Annotated in this window: 15 protein-coding genes; 3 read left to right on the top strand and 12 right to left on the bottom strand. The window is 35.1% G+C overall.

Translation table 11 applies throughout. The annotated features are described in order from the left end of the window. Positions 1 to 89 precede the first annotated feature (89 nt). The 7 genes from ACTNEP_RS11770 to ACTNEP_RS11740 all read right to left on the bottom strand — a co-directional run bounded on the left by ACTNEP_RS11770 (position 90) and on the right by ACTNEP_RS11740 (position 6,560). Complete coding sequence (locus ACTNEP_RS11770) at positions 90 to 992, bottom strand: sensor histidine kinase (protein WP_441162209.1); 903 nt, start codon at positions 990 to 992, stop codon at positions 90 to 92. A 25-nt stretch (positions 993 to 1,017) separates the two neighbouring features. Next, positions 1,018 to 1,794: an ABC transporter permease gene (locus ACTNEP_RS11765; RefSeq protein ID WP_441162208.1), complete on the bottom strand. Its 777-nt coding sequence runs from the start codon at positions 1,792 to 1,794 to the stop codon at positions 1,018 to 1,020. Beyond that, the gene (locus ACTNEP_RS11760; RefSeq protein ID WP_441162207.1) at positions 1,778 to 2,701 is read right to left on the bottom strand and encodes an ABC transporter ATP-binding protein; all 924 of its coding nucleotides are present in this window, start codon (positions 2,699 to 2,701) and stop codon (positions 1,778 to 1,780) included. Before ACTNEP_RS11760 ends, ACTNEP_RS11765 begins: the two co-directional genes overlap by 17 nt. An 80-nt stretch (positions 2,702 to 2,781) precedes the next feature. After that, the gene (locus ACTNEP_RS11755) at positions 2,782 to 3,471 is read right to left on the bottom strand and encodes a response regulator transcription factor (protein ID WP_441162206.1); all 690 of its coding nucleotides are present in this window, start codon (positions 3,469 to 3,471) and stop codon (positions 2,782 to 2,784) included. 52 nt (positions 3,472 to 3,523) lie between these two features. Continuing rightward, the gene (locus ACTNEP_RS11750) at positions 3,524 to 4,096 is read right to left on the bottom strand and encodes a hypothetical protein (RefSeq protein WP_441162205.1); all 573 of its coding nucleotides are present in this window, start codon (positions 4,094 to 4,096) and stop codon (positions 3,524 to 3,526) included. A gap of 444 nt (positions 4,097 to 4,540) precedes the next feature. After that, positions 4,541 to 5,560 (bottom strand): NAD-dependent epimerase/dehydratase family protein, encoded by a 1,020-nt coding sequence (locus tag ACTNEP_RS11745; RefSeq protein WP_441162204.1) that lies wholly within the window; start codon positions 5,558 to 5,560, stop codon positions 4,541 to 4,543. A 193-nt stretch (positions 5,561 to 5,753) separates the two neighbouring features. Then, the gene (locus tag ACTNEP_RS11740) at positions 5,754 to 6,560 is read right to left on the bottom strand and encodes an alpha/beta fold hydrolase (protein WP_441162203.1); all 807 of its coding nucleotides are present in this window, start codon (positions 6,558 to 6,560) and stop codon (positions 5,754 to 5,756) included. Between the two features lie 576 nt (positions 6,561 to 7,136). Between ACTNEP_RS11740 and ACTNEP_RS11735 the strand changes: the two genes are divergently transcribed. The 3 genes from ACTNEP_RS11735 to ACTNEP_RS11725 all read left to right on the top strand — a co-directional run bounded on the left by ACTNEP_RS11735 (position 7,137) and on the right by ACTNEP_RS11725 (position 8,677). Continuing rightward, positions 7,137 to 7,739, top strand: a complete 603-nt coding sequence (locus ACTNEP_RS11735) for a TetR/AcrR family transcriptional regulator (RefSeq protein ID WP_441162202.1) — start codon at positions 7,137 to 7,139, stop codon at positions 7,737 to 7,739. 194 nt (positions 7,740 to 7,933) lie between these two features. Then, complete coding sequence (locus ACTNEP_RS11730; protein ID WP_441162201.1) at positions 7,934 to 8,479, top strand: short-chain dehydrogenase; 546 nt, start codon at positions 7,934 to 7,936, stop codon at positions 8,477 to 8,479. 27 nt (positions 8,480 to 8,506) lie between these two features. Continuing rightward, entirely contained in the window at positions 8,507 to 8,677 is a 171-nt protein-coding gene (locus tag ACTNEP_RS11725; protein WP_441162200.1) for a hypothetical protein, read from the top strand. Between the two features lie 112 nt (positions 8,678 to 8,789). On the opposite strand, the gene ant(6) is transcribed toward ACTNEP_RS11725, so the two are convergent. The 5 genes from ant(6) to ACTNEP_RS11700 form a co-directional block, all read right to left on the bottom strand. Next, positions 8,790 to 9,650, bottom strand: a complete 861-nt coding sequence (gene ant(6) / locus ACTNEP_RS11720) for an aminoglycoside 6-adenylyltransferase (RefSeq protein WP_441162199.1) — start codon at positions 9,648 to 9,650, stop codon at positions 8,790 to 8,792. 579 nt (positions 9,651 to 10,229) lie between these two features. Next, positions 10,230 to 10,778, bottom strand: a complete 549-nt coding sequence (locus tag ACTNEP_RS11715; RefSeq protein ID WP_441162198.1) for an NADPH-dependent FMN reductase — start codon at positions 10,776 to 10,778, stop codon at positions 10,230 to 10,232. Positions 10,779 to 10,892: 114 nt separating this feature from the next. Continuing rightward, positions 10,893 to 12,053, bottom strand: a complete 1,161-nt coding sequence (locus tag ACTNEP_RS11710) for an MFS transporter (RefSeq protein WP_441162197.1) — start codon at positions 12,051 to 12,053, stop codon at positions 10,893 to 10,895. A gap of 51 nt (positions 12,054 to 12,104) precedes the next feature. Next, positions 12,105 to 12,692, bottom strand: a complete 588-nt coding sequence (locus ACTNEP_RS11705) for a TetR/AcrR family transcriptional regulator (RefSeq protein ID WP_441162196.1) — start codon at positions 12,690 to 12,692, stop codon at positions 12,105 to 12,107. 329 nt (positions 12,693 to 13,021) lie between these two features. Next, positions 13,022 to 14,440 (bottom strand): serine hydrolase domain-containing protein, encoded by a 1,419-nt coding sequence (locus ACTNEP_RS11700; protein ID WP_441162195.1) that lies wholly within the window; start codon positions 14,438 to 14,440, stop codon positions 13,022 to 13,024. Between the last annotated feature and the right edge of the window lie 420 nt (positions 14,441 to 14,860).

Raw genomic sequence — 14,860 nt, 5'->3', positions numbered from 1 at the left:
CTTTATCACTTTTTCCTAATACGAAATGTTTTTTTGTTTAAGTGATGTTTATTTTAGCTAGACATAAAAGGGAAAAATCCGTATTGACTTTAAAACTGCCATTCACATATAATTTTCAACTGCCCATCCTTTAACTCGCCAGTTATACTCCCATTCATTTTATCCATGAGGCTTTTTACTATAGATAAGCCAAGTCCCGTACTTTTTCCTGTACGAGATTGATCTGCCACATAAAATCGGTCGAAAAGGAATTCTACATCATGTTCCGTTAAAGTATTTGCTTCATTTTGGACAAGGAATATTACCCCTGATTTCTTCTCCTCAAGACTTATGACTACATGTCCACTAGAATGTTTAACAGCATTAGCAACCAGATTCTCAATGACTCTTGCTACTGCGGATTTATCAGCCATAATAAATACATCTCTATCAGGCATGTTGAAAGTTGGTTCCATATTTTTATCATTAAAACGGTCGAAGAAACTTATTAATACATCTATTGCTAAATTCTTCATATTAACTTTTTCTACTATAAGTTTATAATCCGCAGATTCGATCACAGATAGCTCAAAAAAGTCATTTAATAAGGCTTCCAGCCTTTTTGCACGATTTTTTGCAATTACTATATACTCTTTCCGCTCTTCATCTGGAATTTCATTTGATTCAGCCATCTGGATATATCCTATAATAGAAGTTAAAGGGGTTCTCAGATCATGTGACATATTTGCAATGGTCTGTTTCAGTTCATTTTCAAAGCGAATTCTTTCCCTTTTTTCTTTAACATGTAAATCAATAAGGTGATTAATTTCCGTTCCTAAATTTTCAATATGTTGATCCAAAAGCGCCAAATCTATTTTTTTATTCGTCGATTGGTTATTATAGTCTTGTAGTTGCCTCCCTATTTTTTTCACTTCTTTCTTTAAAGAAAATAAACGAGTGAAAAGAAATACAACTACAAGGGAAACGATTATTAATAGATATGACAATAGCATTTTTTTCACCTGCTCTTGTAAAGAGTTACTTAATTTCTTTTTTGTTAAAAACAACTATCCCACACATGGTTATAATAATAATTGTTACGAGGGCAATGAGAATAGACTTTAGTATCTCTCCGTTTGTAATGGAAAACTTAAAGACTTCACTGAACTGATAAAAAATAGTGTTCTCATACATCATCTCCATGAATGGGGGCTTAGGAAGTTTTTCAATGGCAAACATCACGATTGTAAATATTATAGAAAATATAATTGTTTTTCCGCTTTCTTCCATCATGATAGCTAACAATAGGATAATTGATGTATAGCCTAAAAAATGAAGCAGAAATAAGCCTAAAGCTCTTCCTAAATATAACATACTTGAAGTTGTCAATATATCTCCGTGTCCTAATAGTATAACCTCTATGATTGCTGTTATTAGAGGAATCACTATCGTAACCACAATGGATCCAAGTGTAAATAGGAGGTATTTAGATAGGTAAATTTGGCTTCTTTTGCTACCACTTAGAATTTGATTTTTGATCACGTTACTTTGTGAAAATTCATTCGAGATAAAAAAGCCTGCTAGCGTACTGACTATTAAGTTAAAATATAAAGGAACAGTAAATGTAGAAAGAGCATTCAGTTCACTTAAACCAACTTGATTAAACGGGGTATTATGCACTTGCCACCATTCAATAATCACTAAATAGTGGAGCAATGCACTTAAGCCCGCACTAGTTACTATTAATACCCAAAATGTATTATTCCTTTGTAATTTAAACCATTCTACTCTAATTTGATTAATCAACTCCTTCACCTCCAACAAGCCTAGAAAAGTAACTTTCGAGACTGTCACCATTTTGTGATAGATGTTCAATTACAAGGTTATTGGCAGCTAGAGCCATGGACACCTTCTGAACATCATCAAGATAGCTGTAAAGTTTTATTGTACCATCCGGCATTATTTCAAAATTATCAGTGGATAAAGTGGATTCTAGTACAGTGGCTCCCTTTGTTGGTTGATCCACCTTAATCTGCAAATGTTGTTTGCATTTTTCTCCTAAATCTTTTGCAGAGATTTCCTCTAACAGTTTCCCTTTATGAATAATACCGTAACTGCTTGCTAGTTGATGTAGTTCACTTAAGATGTGACTGGATATTAAAATCGTTAGCCCTTTTTCTTGATTCAATTTCATAATTAGTTTCCTAAGTTCAACGATTCCAGTTGGATCTAGTCCATTTGTTGGCTCGTCAAGAATTAAGAATTCTGGATCACTCAATAGACTTACGGCAAGTCCAAGTCTTTGCTTCATGCCGAGAGAAAAGTTTTTTGTCTTTTTCTTTCCTGTATCCTTAAGTCCTACAAGCTCTAATGAATGATGAATACAGTCTTTTCCTGGAATACCTTTTTGTAAGCGATGGACTTCTAGATTTTCATATGCTGTCATATTCGGGAAAAGTGCAGGACTTTCAATAATAGCTCCCATTCTTTTCTGCGCCTCTGTCAATAGACTAGGATTTTCTTTCCCAAATAACTCCACCGATCCATTTGATGGAAAGGCAAGCCCTGTAACAATGCGTAACATTGTTGACTTACCAGCACCATTTTGACCGATGAATCCATAAATATCTCCTTTTTTAATAGATATATTAATATCTTCAAGGGCAAAATCATTTCGATATTTTTTGGATAGATGATTTGTTCTTAGGACATATTCACTCATTCCTATAACCTCCTTTTGCCTATAACATGAGTATGGGACCTAAAACATAAAATTTTCTTAAGACAAATCTTAAGAAAACATTAAGATTTCATCCGATACCCCATCCCCCAAATCGTTTCAATATATTCTTCCTCTGGGTTTGCTTTAGAAAGCTTCGTTCTTAAGTTACTCATATGAACATTAACTGTGTTATCATCACCGTGGTATTGTTCATTCCATACACTTTCGAACAAATTTGATTTGGAGAAGATTTTACTGGGTGAAGTCATAAGAAGAACAAGAATCTTGTATTCTCGAACTGTCAATGTAATCTCTGTGCCTTTCATATATACGGTCTTTGTTTCTAAATCAAGATGAATATCTTTATAGGTCAACACTTGTTCTGGCATCTCATTCGAATGCTTGTATCTACGTAGTAGTGAATCAATTCGCGCAGATACTTCTTCCACATCAAAAGGTTTAGAAATATAATCATCTGCACCTAAACGTAAACTATTAATTTTGGTTTTCTGTTCATTTTTTGCTGAAATAATAATAACTGGAATAGCGCTTTTTTCTGTTATTTTCGTAAGAATTTCTTCTCCAGCCATACCTGGAAGCATTAAATCAAGTAAAACTAAGTCCCACTTCTGTTTATCCAAATAAATCAGAGCTTCTGTGCCAGAATAAGCAGGTTGTGGATGGTAACCACTTTTTTTAATAATGTTACATAATAACTGGTTAATATCATTGTCATCTTCAACAACTAAAATGTTAATCATCTGATCCACTTGACGTTCTCCTTTTTTCGTATAATATATTGTAAGACTAAAGAAAGGTGTATCACATTTCAACTGGAATGAATTGATCAGCAACGTACGATTCTACATCATTATTATGATAAACCTTTAGTTTTCCCTCATATACCAGCTGCAATTCAGAAACCTCCTGTAAATCATTTGGCGCTATCAGTGATACCGGCTTTTCAAAGTGAATAACATTACATTTCTTCAGTACTGTAGCAACAAACTGGGAACAGAAAAATGCTCTTTCTCTTATAATTGGCTTATCCAATAAAAAACCGAATAATCCTAAGAAATTATAACGATAACATTCCTTCTGTGCTTCGATTTCCTTAATATAGCTGCTCATCTTTTCCATTTGAACATTTGTTACTGTAAGGGAGTAAATTGCGCTATCTGCTTGTTTAAATAACCCTTCCTTCACATCCTCTTTTACAAATCCCGCATTAAATGGATTTCCGATCTTTTTTCTTCCAAAACTATATACCTCTGATAATTCAGAGTCGAAGGATAAGGAAGCATGATTATATGGCTTTTTTGTATATCGCTTTATCAGCTTTGTAAATAATGAACCTGTATCTGTTAAAAGAATATATACCTTTGTTTCAGTCATAATCATTCTCCTCTTCTGTTATCAAGAAATCATGTATACTTTATTTTCAATATACACACAAAAACATAAGAAGAGATTAATATTTTTCTTAAGAAAAGCTTAAGTTTTTCATCCGTAATCGTTTATTGGCCAAAAAAATGACTGAACCCGTTGTTGAATCCAGCCAAAGTTGAACAACTATTTGATTATGGAAGTGCGATACGCAAAATCTAACTGAGAGCTTTATCCGTCCAGCACTCCTTGAATGGATGAATACCGTTCCCAAAACGCAAAAGAAATTTGCCATAGAGTTAGTCAACACCGTTTCCGAGTAAAATACTCTCACAAAACTGTCCAATGTCAAAGAACTAATTCACCACTACATATGGCAAAGCAGTTCTAAGACATAGACTATTCCGAACCATTAAGCTCTTTAGGAATAACCAATAAGGTCATAGATGATTTCTATAATCCTATACCATTTCCTAAGTTCAATGCCTGAATAAGCTTATCTTCTTGACTGTAATCAAATGGAGACTTAATTGGCAGGTTGTTCAGTTCCCATTGAATTGTTCTTTTTACTTCTTCATCCCGCGAAATTGCTTCCTTATAATTAAATTGCTCACGTATTTTAGTTGTGTCCAAAACAAGATCTTGCTGGGTGTCAAAAGGTATTTCATTTTGTAAATACCCTTTAGGAATTGTAATCACTTGCCCCTTCCAATTCATAGCTTTCCCGATTTCTTTAACCCGTTCAAGCATAGATAAAGGTTCCTTTTCTCCAATATTTAATACATGGGAAGCGGTATCTTTTTTTAACACAGTCATGGCAATGGCAGAAGCGACATTTTCTACATATCCCATGGAAGTCTTCCAATGAGCCAGTTGTTCATCTAATAAAATATAAGGTCGCTCATCTTTCATTTTCTGAATGTATTCAAACATTCTCCTTTGCGGGTCATTCGGACCATAAACCATTGGTAATCTCAAAACAGTTCCGGGAAGATTAATATCATTAAGAACTGTTTTTTCCACTAGTATTTTTTCATAATCGTAGGCAAAATCTTCTTCTATTTTCCCGCGATAAGGATAGAACGTGCTTCTTAATTCGTCAATTTCCTTTAAAGGAATTTCTTGAACGGGTCCATCTTTTATACGGTGGAGGATTTCATACGCTCTATAGACATCTGCACTGCTAATGGCAATCACACGTCCAGCAAACCCTGAGAATACTTTCATTACTGTTTGCGCGTCTTTCTCTGAATAAGGAATCATATCTAAAACAACATCGGCTTTTATTTTTTGAAGAATATTGCTATGTCGATCTAATTCATCTCTATCACCATATATATGCTGAATACTCCCTGATAAATTCATGCTTGTTTTCCCTCTATGAAATAAGGTTAACTCGTGTTCTTCTTCCAATAATAAACGTACAACATGAGGACCAATGAATTTTGTCCCGCCAATGATTAAAATTCTCATTATCTTCCTCCTTTTTCTTACGGTGAACATGAAACAATGAAATGACCTAATATGGAAATTTAATTAACCTTCATCCTAATTATAAAGATTTTTTCTCCAATAAACTGATAAAATTTTCTCTGTACCAAAACTCGTAATGGTACCGATAATTGATTCTACAATGGAAAATCTGATTAAGCAGGCTTTTACTTTATTATCTCGGTACTTTCTGCGAATTCTCTTTTTGTGCTCTCTGCAACACATCTCTTAAGACGGAAGACCACTCCTTAGGCATATCCATGAATGAGCCATGATGACCAGGGAATATTACAATTTCACAATCTAACCTGTCTGCTAAGATCCACGCTGCTTTTGCCAACCATGTTTTCTTATTAAAAGCCCAGTTACCCACTCCGATAAACATACTCACGCCGTTTTCCTTAATTCTATCGGTGTCTGGCAGATAATTCGTTACTGGAAGAAGTTCATTTTTGATTAAAACGTTAACAGCATCGGCATTACTGATGCGAGGTCGATCTGGTTCTATACGTTGACCTTTAGCATATTCGTCTGCCTGTTTATGTGCCTTGCTCAACTTCTTTACAGGCTCCCCGATTCCCATAATAAATCGTAATGCTGCGAGGTTGGGACCTCCTATTCCGCATCCTGTTTTATAGATACTTGCAAAAAAACGCTTCCATTTTTTTGATTCCACAAGGATGCCTGGGATAGGTGGTTCATGAGGGATAACAGCTCGACAAGCATGTGGCTGTGTTTTTGCCATGTCCAGTGCAATGTTTGCACCACTGCTGCTTCCAAGGACATAGGCGGATGTTTCTCCTGCTGCTCTCAGTATAGCCACAGCGTCACGACTCTGTTGGCTAATCTCAAAATTTTGGGGATAGTTTCTAGTGCTTCTTGCATTTGCGCGTCGGTCATACGTGATGACCTTGAATTCATCACTAAGAATGTCTGCAAGTTGCATAAAATGATCGCCATCACCACCGCCAGGTGAAATCATTAGTAAAGGGTCTCCTTGCCCACGTACCTCGAAGTAAAGCGTGTCACCTTCAGTTGTAACATAATCATTCTGAACATTGGTCTTATAAGCAAACATATCTTTTCCTCCTCGTTGTTTGTAACAGAATTAAAACCCTTTGTTTTTTTTATCAAAAGGTTACCTTTAGTCCGATAAAGTCTACAACTTCTCTAGCTTCTACGGTGAACCTCACATCACTTATCGTTTAAAACTTACTAAGCTTCTTTTCAAGCCTTATCATTTCACCATATCTGGCATAAGACTCACACTCCTACTTTAATAAAATTTATAACGTGCTATTCAGTTAAAGAAAAAAGTTAAAACACAAATAGAACTATTGACACACGTTTGGTTCACATTATTTTCACAAGCTACATTTTAAATCGAATATAAAACTATATTTAACTTATTAGTCCAATAATATTATTTTTTATAGTATATAATCAATAAAAAATACTATTTTTATTTGAAAGTGCATAAAATAAGTATATAATACAAGTGAAAACACCATTATCAGAAAAGTATTTTTTTATGATATAGAAAATGCAGGTGATAAAATTGAATGGTTTTGAAAAACGAACAGAAGAAAAGAAAAAGAAAATTTTAGAAGCAACTTTTGAACTGATGAATAGAGATGCTAATAATGGGAACATAACTGTGGAGGATATCGTCAAACATGCAAATGTTGCAAAAACCACTCTCTTTAAGTATTTTGGTAGCAAAGAGAATCTTATCCAGAAAGTTTTCGAACACTCTATAAATCAAATGATAGAAACAGCGAAAGAAATTATGGATGAAAATAAATCTTTTGAGGAAACCCTTATTGCATTAAGTCAAAATAAAATTAGGTTTTTAAATCAAATCAATAAGTCATTTTATCTAAAAATGATGGATTATTTTACTGAAAAGAGTGAGGATGGATTTTCTCGTATGATGCAGCATTATACCAAACAAAATTTTATGATGATGTTAGATTTATTCCATCGAGGGCGTAAAGAGGGAAAGGTCGATTTAAAATATTCTGATGAATTTTTGATGTTGTATTTTCAGGTCATTGTAGAAGGGGTTTCAAATCCAAAGATATATGAAAAAATAGGGAATTACACAGAAGAATGGACGGAGATGCTAATTAAAGGAATTGCACCAGATAGGAGGGATTAGTAGGGAAAAGATACATCTTGACAATAACAAAGTCTTGTTAAATAAAACGTTCGCTTGGAGTAACACATAAAAACTTTTACGGTAGCTGCACTTCTTGAACATCTTCTTTAGAGTTATGTTTTCAGCAACCAAAGGAGCGGGTCAATTTGTTAAGCCATCATGGTGAAAACAAGAAAGAAAAAGGAGGAAATTCCATGAAACATGTCATCATATTTGGAGGAACTGGAATGCTTGCCGGAGCAACAAAATGGCTTATTGAAAATGCAGAACATACATCTGTAGTCGGGAGAAACAAACAAAGGTTAGAACGTTTGCGCCCAAAACATGCCAACAGCAATTTACAGCTTATTACATTAGATTATAAAGATAGTGAGGCTTTAAGAGAATTTTTACGACGAACTATTCAGGCATACGGTCCCATTGATCTTGTTGTTTCATGGATTCATAGTGTCGCCCCAGATGCTATCCCTATCATTCTTGGAGAACTCCAGCATCAAAAGAGTCCATGGCGACTTGTTCATATTAAAGGGAGTAGCCGTGACCTTTCAGCCATTTCGAAAGAAATCACTGTCCCCAAAAATTGCCTGTACTGTGAGGTGCAGCTTGGATTTAAAATAGAAGGTTCCACATCACGCTGGCTAACTCATAAAGAGATTTCTAACGGTGTCATTTCAGCTATATATCATAACAAAAGGAAGGCTGTGATTGGCACACTACACCCTTGGAGCAAAAGACCGTAGTAAGATATTAAAAAAGCAGGAATCATAATGCAGGATAATCATATTGACCATGTAGCAATAAGGGTGCACAATCATGAACAATCGGCAAATTGGTATCTGATGGGTTTCCAGCGAATACGCCATGAAAAAATTGTGTATATATCCGTAGTGCTTAAAGCTGGCAAAACAAAGCAAACTTTTATGGAGAAAGCCATTTAAAGGTTGATTAGATGTGCTGATATAATTGTTACTAACTTACGCTTCTTGAAAATGGTAATCCTCGTAAGCATATATTAGGCACCAAATTGACATACCAGGGCAAGTGCACCAATTAAAATTGGGTATATTTTTTATGTATACTTTCTATATACATGCTCACTTTTTTATCATAATTAGGATATTCATAACCAAATGTTTCTGCAAGAAATTGGGACGTTTCTCTAAATAATTTAATACTATTATTAAGTGCTCCCCACATTTTTTGATAGGAGCCCATATCATAAGTAGATAAAACGTTATTCCACATGTCGTCAGAAATATATTCTTTTAAGAACTTATCAGATTTTCCTATGCTTAAAGAAAAACCTGTTTCCATTCCAACTTTCCAACGTAACATGGTGTGCAAACTTGGACGAAATGCATTATTCATGATATCAATAGCAAAGAGAATTTCCCTTCTTGCAAGACCTTTTACAACATATGTAGATGTCATCCAAAACTCATTACAACAGTCATCAAATGATTGTTCGCTTGGTTTTTGAATGTGGTACATGCTATCTGTCGGAATAACTGGATTTTGAATAAGGTGATCTTTATCCAATAACACTTCAACTAGTCCATCGCTATTCTTGAAATAGTCTTCATATTCATTAAGGGGAATAAGTGTAAGGTCAATTTTCGTGCCGTCTTCAAAAAGCATTAAATACGAGTACCAATTACCTAGTTCTGGAGGATACAATTCCATTGATTCTGGTTTTTGCATAATGATCCTTTCACCAAAATAATTTAACCAATCATCACTTTTTTTGAAATAATCCATATCTGTGACAAAATAACTGAAATCATAATCTTGAAATTCGTCCTTCGGAATATTTTTATTTGTTAGTGAACCCTCAAGAGTAAAGAGTCTAATTTTTTCACAATTAAGAGCAAAGTTCATTCCTAAGTCCATCATTTCTTTCTTCCTTATCAATATAATCACCTCAATAGATTGTTAATAAAATTATAATTTATTCAAAAAATTTATCGCAACTCCTTAATATAAATCCCACCTCCAACCCGCATTCCACCGTTGGGGTTAATTACCGACAGAACCCCTATTATGACAATTTCTCCCTCGATAAGACTCCATTTAATTCCCTTTATTATGCCGTTTTTTCACTTTTCTTATGTTTAAAAATAAAGTTCTACGATAATTTTGAGTGAGGGAAACAGGGGAAAACACAATCAAGACAAGGGATGGCATGAAAAAGACCCGGAATTCGGAATGTTTATTTTCACGAAAACCGGGTCTGAAATCGTAATTTTCAGAAAAACGGCGGCTTTGAATTTTCTTATTTTCAAAACCGCCGTTTGATATTTTAACTATATATAGTTTTACACTCCTAACAAACAACGGTTTTTTAGGTGGTATTCGTGCGTAAAGATATATGCTGTAAGCTCAAATAATCAGCTCCTATTTTAATATCTAACCCTTTAGAAGAGTATTTAGAGTTAATATTCGATAAATTATGAATGTTTTTGGAATAAAGAAGACTATTTGACCTATTTTCTAGTTGCGAACTGACTTTAAAGCGGATGCCCATGAATTTACTTGATCTAACATTTCATTAACATGTTTCTCATGTAAGTTTGCAGGTTTAAAAATATTAAATTTTTCAAAATCTGTAAATATTGACAATGCGGGATGGGTGCGAACATCTGCAATACGCAATTCTGCCAAAATTCCTCGTAAATGCTCTGCTGCACGAACTCCTCCTGATGAACCATAGCTTACAATACCAGCAGCTTTGTCATACCATTCATCCCGAGCTGAATCAAGGGCATTTTTTAATACTCCCGTAATGCTGTGATTGTATTCAGCGGTAATAAATACAAACCCATCTAAACAACTAATTTTCTTTGCCCAATCTAAGACTTGTTTTTCACCACTGATGTCTCCAAAGAAAAGTAAGTTATAATCTACGATATCGACAATCTCATAGTTGGCATCATTGCGCTTGTCAGCAATTTCTTTTACCCATTCACCTACTTGTGGACTTACCCTTCCCGGGCGTGAGCTTCCTAGAATAATTCCAATAGTTAAATTGATTTTTGTCATCGTCCATCCTCCTTAGGATTATTGTAAAATTACATACACTAGATGGGAGAAGTATTCTCCCAACAAATAAGTAGTTATTAATAACTAACATGATGTTCAAAACATTTATTAAATTTAAACCTCCAAGTTTCTATCATCCTCCTTAGATAGTAATGTTCGCTTTACAAAAACCGTATATATAAACAAAGAGATTAATCCTGAAACAGCACAAACTGTAAAAAGAAAATGGTATCCCATGAACTGAGTTACGAGTCCAAGTAAAATCGCTCCAATTCCAATCCCTGAATCAATCGCAGTAAAAAAGGAAGCATTAGCGACTCCTTTTTTATGAGATGGAACAAGGTGAAGAGTTGCTGCTTGAAGGGTGGGCTGTGCTGCACCAAAGCCAATTCCATATAAAATAGCTGTAGTAAGAACCCCGATAAGACTATTAGATAAACTTAATACTAGCAGAGCCAAACTTGTAATGGCTAAAGAAGGAATAATAACAAATCCATAGCTATAACGATCCGCCAACTTTCCAGCAATAGGGCGACTCAGCGTCAATGCAATAGCATAGACCAAAAAGAAAGTACCTGCATTAACTTGAAGAGATTCAGCAAAAAGTGGTAAAAATGTCGTGATCCCTCCATACGTGAATGATAAAAAGAAAATAGCAATGCTTATCGTTGTAACATTCCTATCGAAGAATTCAATTTTACCACTATGTTCCTTTAGTGAAAAAGGGACCTTGGTTATTAGTGCAAACAGCAGTGCGATAACAGTTAATGCAGTAGCGAGAAGAAACAAAGTCGAGAATGAATTACCTTGTATAATCCACACACCGATCATTGGTCCAATCGCCATTGATACTGTCATAGACAAACCATACCAACCCATCCCTTCACCGCGTCGGTTGGTAGGAATAACATCAGTAATAGAAGTCCCAATGGAAGTGGTTGAGATAGCCCAACTGACACCATGAAATATTCGAAGCAGAAGTAATAGTACAATTCCGCTTACCCAGCTATACAGATACATGGACAAGGCAAAAGTAATCAGTCCCAAAATAATGAAAATACGTCTGCCGTACTGATCTAGCAGTCCGCCAATAATCGGACGGGCTACTACTGCGGATAATGTGAAGATACCGATAATTAATCCAATTTGTGATTCACTAACACCTAGCTGCTTAATATACAGTGGCAATGTTGGCAGAAGCAAATAAAACCCGAAACACAGGAAAAATAAAGTCAAAGTCATCCCAATGAATGATTTAGTCCAAAGATGTTCCATCATTTACCCTCCTTCGTTAGTTATTAATAACTAACATTATATTTAAAAAAATTAAGGGCGTAACCCCTTAGCTATAGTCATTATTGCATCTTCCAAGTAATCATCATGCGGCAATAATGATGTAGAATCCTCTAGCAATGCACTGGCAACAAATTTTCCATAATTAAATTGCATGAGGGTTAATGCTTGAGTTTCAGGATCACCTTTGACTACTTTACCTTTCTGTTGCATTGTTTTTAAATATTCGATGACCACATTCAAAAACTTTGCGGCATTTTTATGGACATTAAAATGGATTTCTGGCATTGTATTCCTTTCCATAATGGAAATTAAATAAACTTGCTTATTTTTTTTCAAAACCTCATGATACAATTTACTAATCATTAGTAAATCTGTTTCTAAGTCAAAAGTAATTTTTTTCTGGATTGATTGTTCCAAAGGCATGGAGTATAAATAATTATCAACGATTGCCTCTAATATTGCTTTTTTCGTCCCAAAAATTCGGAACACAGTCATTTCACTAACAGATGTAGCAGATGCAATTTCTTTAATCGTTACAGATTTATAGCCTTTCTCAGACATTAGTTGTACAGTTGCTTCTAATATTTTATCAGCAGTACTTTCTGATTTCTCATTCAAAGTCTTTTCACCTCTATGTTAGTTAGCGATAACTAATCAATTTAAAGTTATTATAGTTCCGCTTTAATTATTTGTCAAGTGGATTTTTGTCTATGGATAAGCCAGCCTACCTATGAAACTGTAACCACATGTTTCGATATGATATTACTTTGTCGTCATACTTTCTATGGCATGTTTTGATTTCTATTCCAGAGCATCATGTCTCACGATGAGATATACTGTTTATTCAAGCTTTGCCTTCTTTTGCAAAAATATGACGGAAACCTCACCGGCCTAGTATTCTTCCAAATTGACGAAAACCTTGACCATATGGATGTTCTTTTCAGGCTTCATTCCTTTTCTTTCCTTAATTTTATCCCTTTGAAATCTATTTCTGTGATCCGATCGGGGCCACTTCTGTTAAATTGGATATCATCCATTGTTCCTTCTAATAAAAAAGCATCTTTATGAATCGGCTTTAAACCAATTGGAGAGTCAAGCACATATGCCTGAAGCTGATCCTCTTTTAATTTAATAGTTAGAGACAAATTCATCGACTCAGATTGATAATTGCCAACATACTGTGACAAATTTTTCTTTCCTATCGACTTGTTTTCATCGATAACGTGGGATGTCTCTGCCGCCCGATTCTCCATACAATTAAATACCCCGTTCATGATCGCAGTCGGTGCCATACTTAAAATATTCGTGAGGACTATTCCCGTTAAACCTTTTTCAGGAATAATAAACATTTGCGCTCCCCCTCCTTTAATACCGCCCGCATGTTCAATCAATCTTGTTCCATGGTAATCGGGAACGACAGAAACGCCGTATCCGTAACCTTGATTTATAAGTGGATTTCTCCATATATGAACCTCTGTCATCTGTTTAATACTATCATTTGTCAAAATTCGTTCGGCTCCTACCTTACCGCCTGTTCGGAAAAGTTCTGCGTATTTCAGCATATCAGAAACGTTCGATTTCAGGAAACCAGAGGCTCGTTGTACAGGAGTGTCCCACCAGTTTGGGGAAGGAATGACTGCTTTTTTCCCCCTCACTTCACGAGATACATAGATTTTAGTTACATCTTTATCATTTAAGTCATTCAGAAAAAAGGAGGTATATTTCATCCCGGAAGGCTCTAAAATCTGTTCATGGACATACGTTTCATATTTTTGCCCGCTTACTTGTTCGATAACTGCTCCTAACAAACCATAGCAATCATTACTGTAATGCCATTTTTCCCCTGGCTCACTCAACATTTTGAAATCTAATTGTCCGAGATATTCAAGATATTCTTCATACGTTTGAATCGGTTGAACTTCTTCTTTATTACCTTGGATCGTTGGGTCATACCTGAAATCATCCTCCGATAAACTTTCATACATGACCATTGGAAACGTTTGAAGGTCGGGGATACCGCTTGTATGTGTCATAAAATGATGAATGGTCATTTGATCGGCAGATATCTCATTTTTAAGATGAAAATCAGGCAAATACTTTTTAATCGGGTCATGCAAAGAGAGCTTTCCCATCTCCTGTAATTGCATTAAGGCAACACATGTAAAAGATTTCGTAATCGATCCAATAGCAAAGACAGTATCACTCGTCACGTGTAACTGATTTTCCACATCACGGTAACCAAACCCCTTTTCATATAAGACCTGCCCGTCTTTTGCTAGCCCGATGGCAACACCAGGAAGGTGAGACTCTTTCATCACTTTTTCTGCATAGGTTTCAAATGTAGGGATCCAACTTTCATTTTTCATTTTTTCACTTCCTCCTACCATTTCTGTTGTGCGCGCTCCCTATGAATGAATCTCCATAGAAATAAAATGAACACAAACCCAGAACATTGATTCTACTAACTAAAAATTATTTATAACAGCATTTTTAGCGTATTTCGATCACCTCCTAGATCGATTGACTTTAAAATAGACACTACCTCTCATTTTACGCCGCTCATACTCAAATGAATAAAAATTTATTCATTCATTTGTTGTTAAAGATATAGTATTTCTATGACTTTTCCGTGTAATCAAACAGATTCTCTAAAATCTCTCGTTCCACCAAGTTCATTGGGACCCGTGATGGATCCTCTCACGCTATACGTCATTACGTTTCAGATAACCGAGACAATGAAAATAATACTTTGTTCATACCTTGTCACTGTCATTTGAAAGAAACAA

Origin of the sequence: Gracilibacillus sp. HCP3S3_G5_2 (assembly GCF_052063305.1) — a bacterium.
In the GTDB taxonomy this organism is placed as follows: Bacteria; Bacillota; Bacilli; order Bacillales; family Amphibacillaceae; genus Gracilibacillus.
This window is presented reverse-complemented; position numbering and strand designations above follow the sequence as displayed.

Excerpts from the sequence above, each read along its gene's own strand:
- ACTNEP_RS11770 (WP_441162209.1), bottom strand. The coding sequence starts at position 992 with ATGCTATTGTCATATCTATTAATAATCGTTTCCCTTGTAGTTGTATTT.
- ACTNEP_RS11760 (WP_441162207.1), bottom strand. The coding sequence starts at position 2,701 with ATGAGTGAATATGTCCTAAGAACAAATCATCTATCCAAAAAATATCGA.
- ACTNEP_RS11750 (WP_441162205.1), bottom strand. The coding sequence starts at position 4,096 with ATGACTGAAACAAAGGTATATATTCTTTTAACAGATACAGGTTCATTA.
- ACTNEP_RS11745 (WP_441162204.1), bottom strand. The coding sequence starts at position 5,560 with ATGAGAATTTTAATCATTGGCGGGACAAAATTCATTGGTCCTCATGTT.
- ACTNEP_RS11740 (WP_441162203.1), bottom strand. The coding sequence starts at position 6,560 with ATGATTTCACCTGGCGGTGGTGATGGCGATCATTTTATGCAACTTGCA.
- ACTNEP_RS11730 (WP_441162201.1), top strand. The coding sequence starts at position 7,934 with ATGAAACATGTCATCATATTTGGAGGAACTGGAATGCTTGCCGGAGCA.
- ACTNEP_RS11725 (WP_441162200.1), top strand. The coding sequence starts at position 8,507 with ATGCAGGATAATCATATTGACCATGTAGCAATAAGGGTGCACAATCAT.
- ACTNEP_RS11715 (WP_441162198.1), bottom strand. The coding sequence starts at position 10,778 with ATGACAAAAATCAATTTAACTATTGGAATTATTCTAGGAAGCTCACGC.
- ACTNEP_RS11710 (WP_441162197.1), bottom strand. The coding sequence starts at position 12,053 with ATGGAACATCTTTGGACTAAATCATTCATTGGGATGACTTTGACTTTA.
- ACTNEP_RS11700 (WP_441162195.1), bottom strand. The coding sequence starts at position 14,440 with ATGAAAAATGAAAGTTGGATCCCTACATTTGAAACCTATGCAGAAAAA.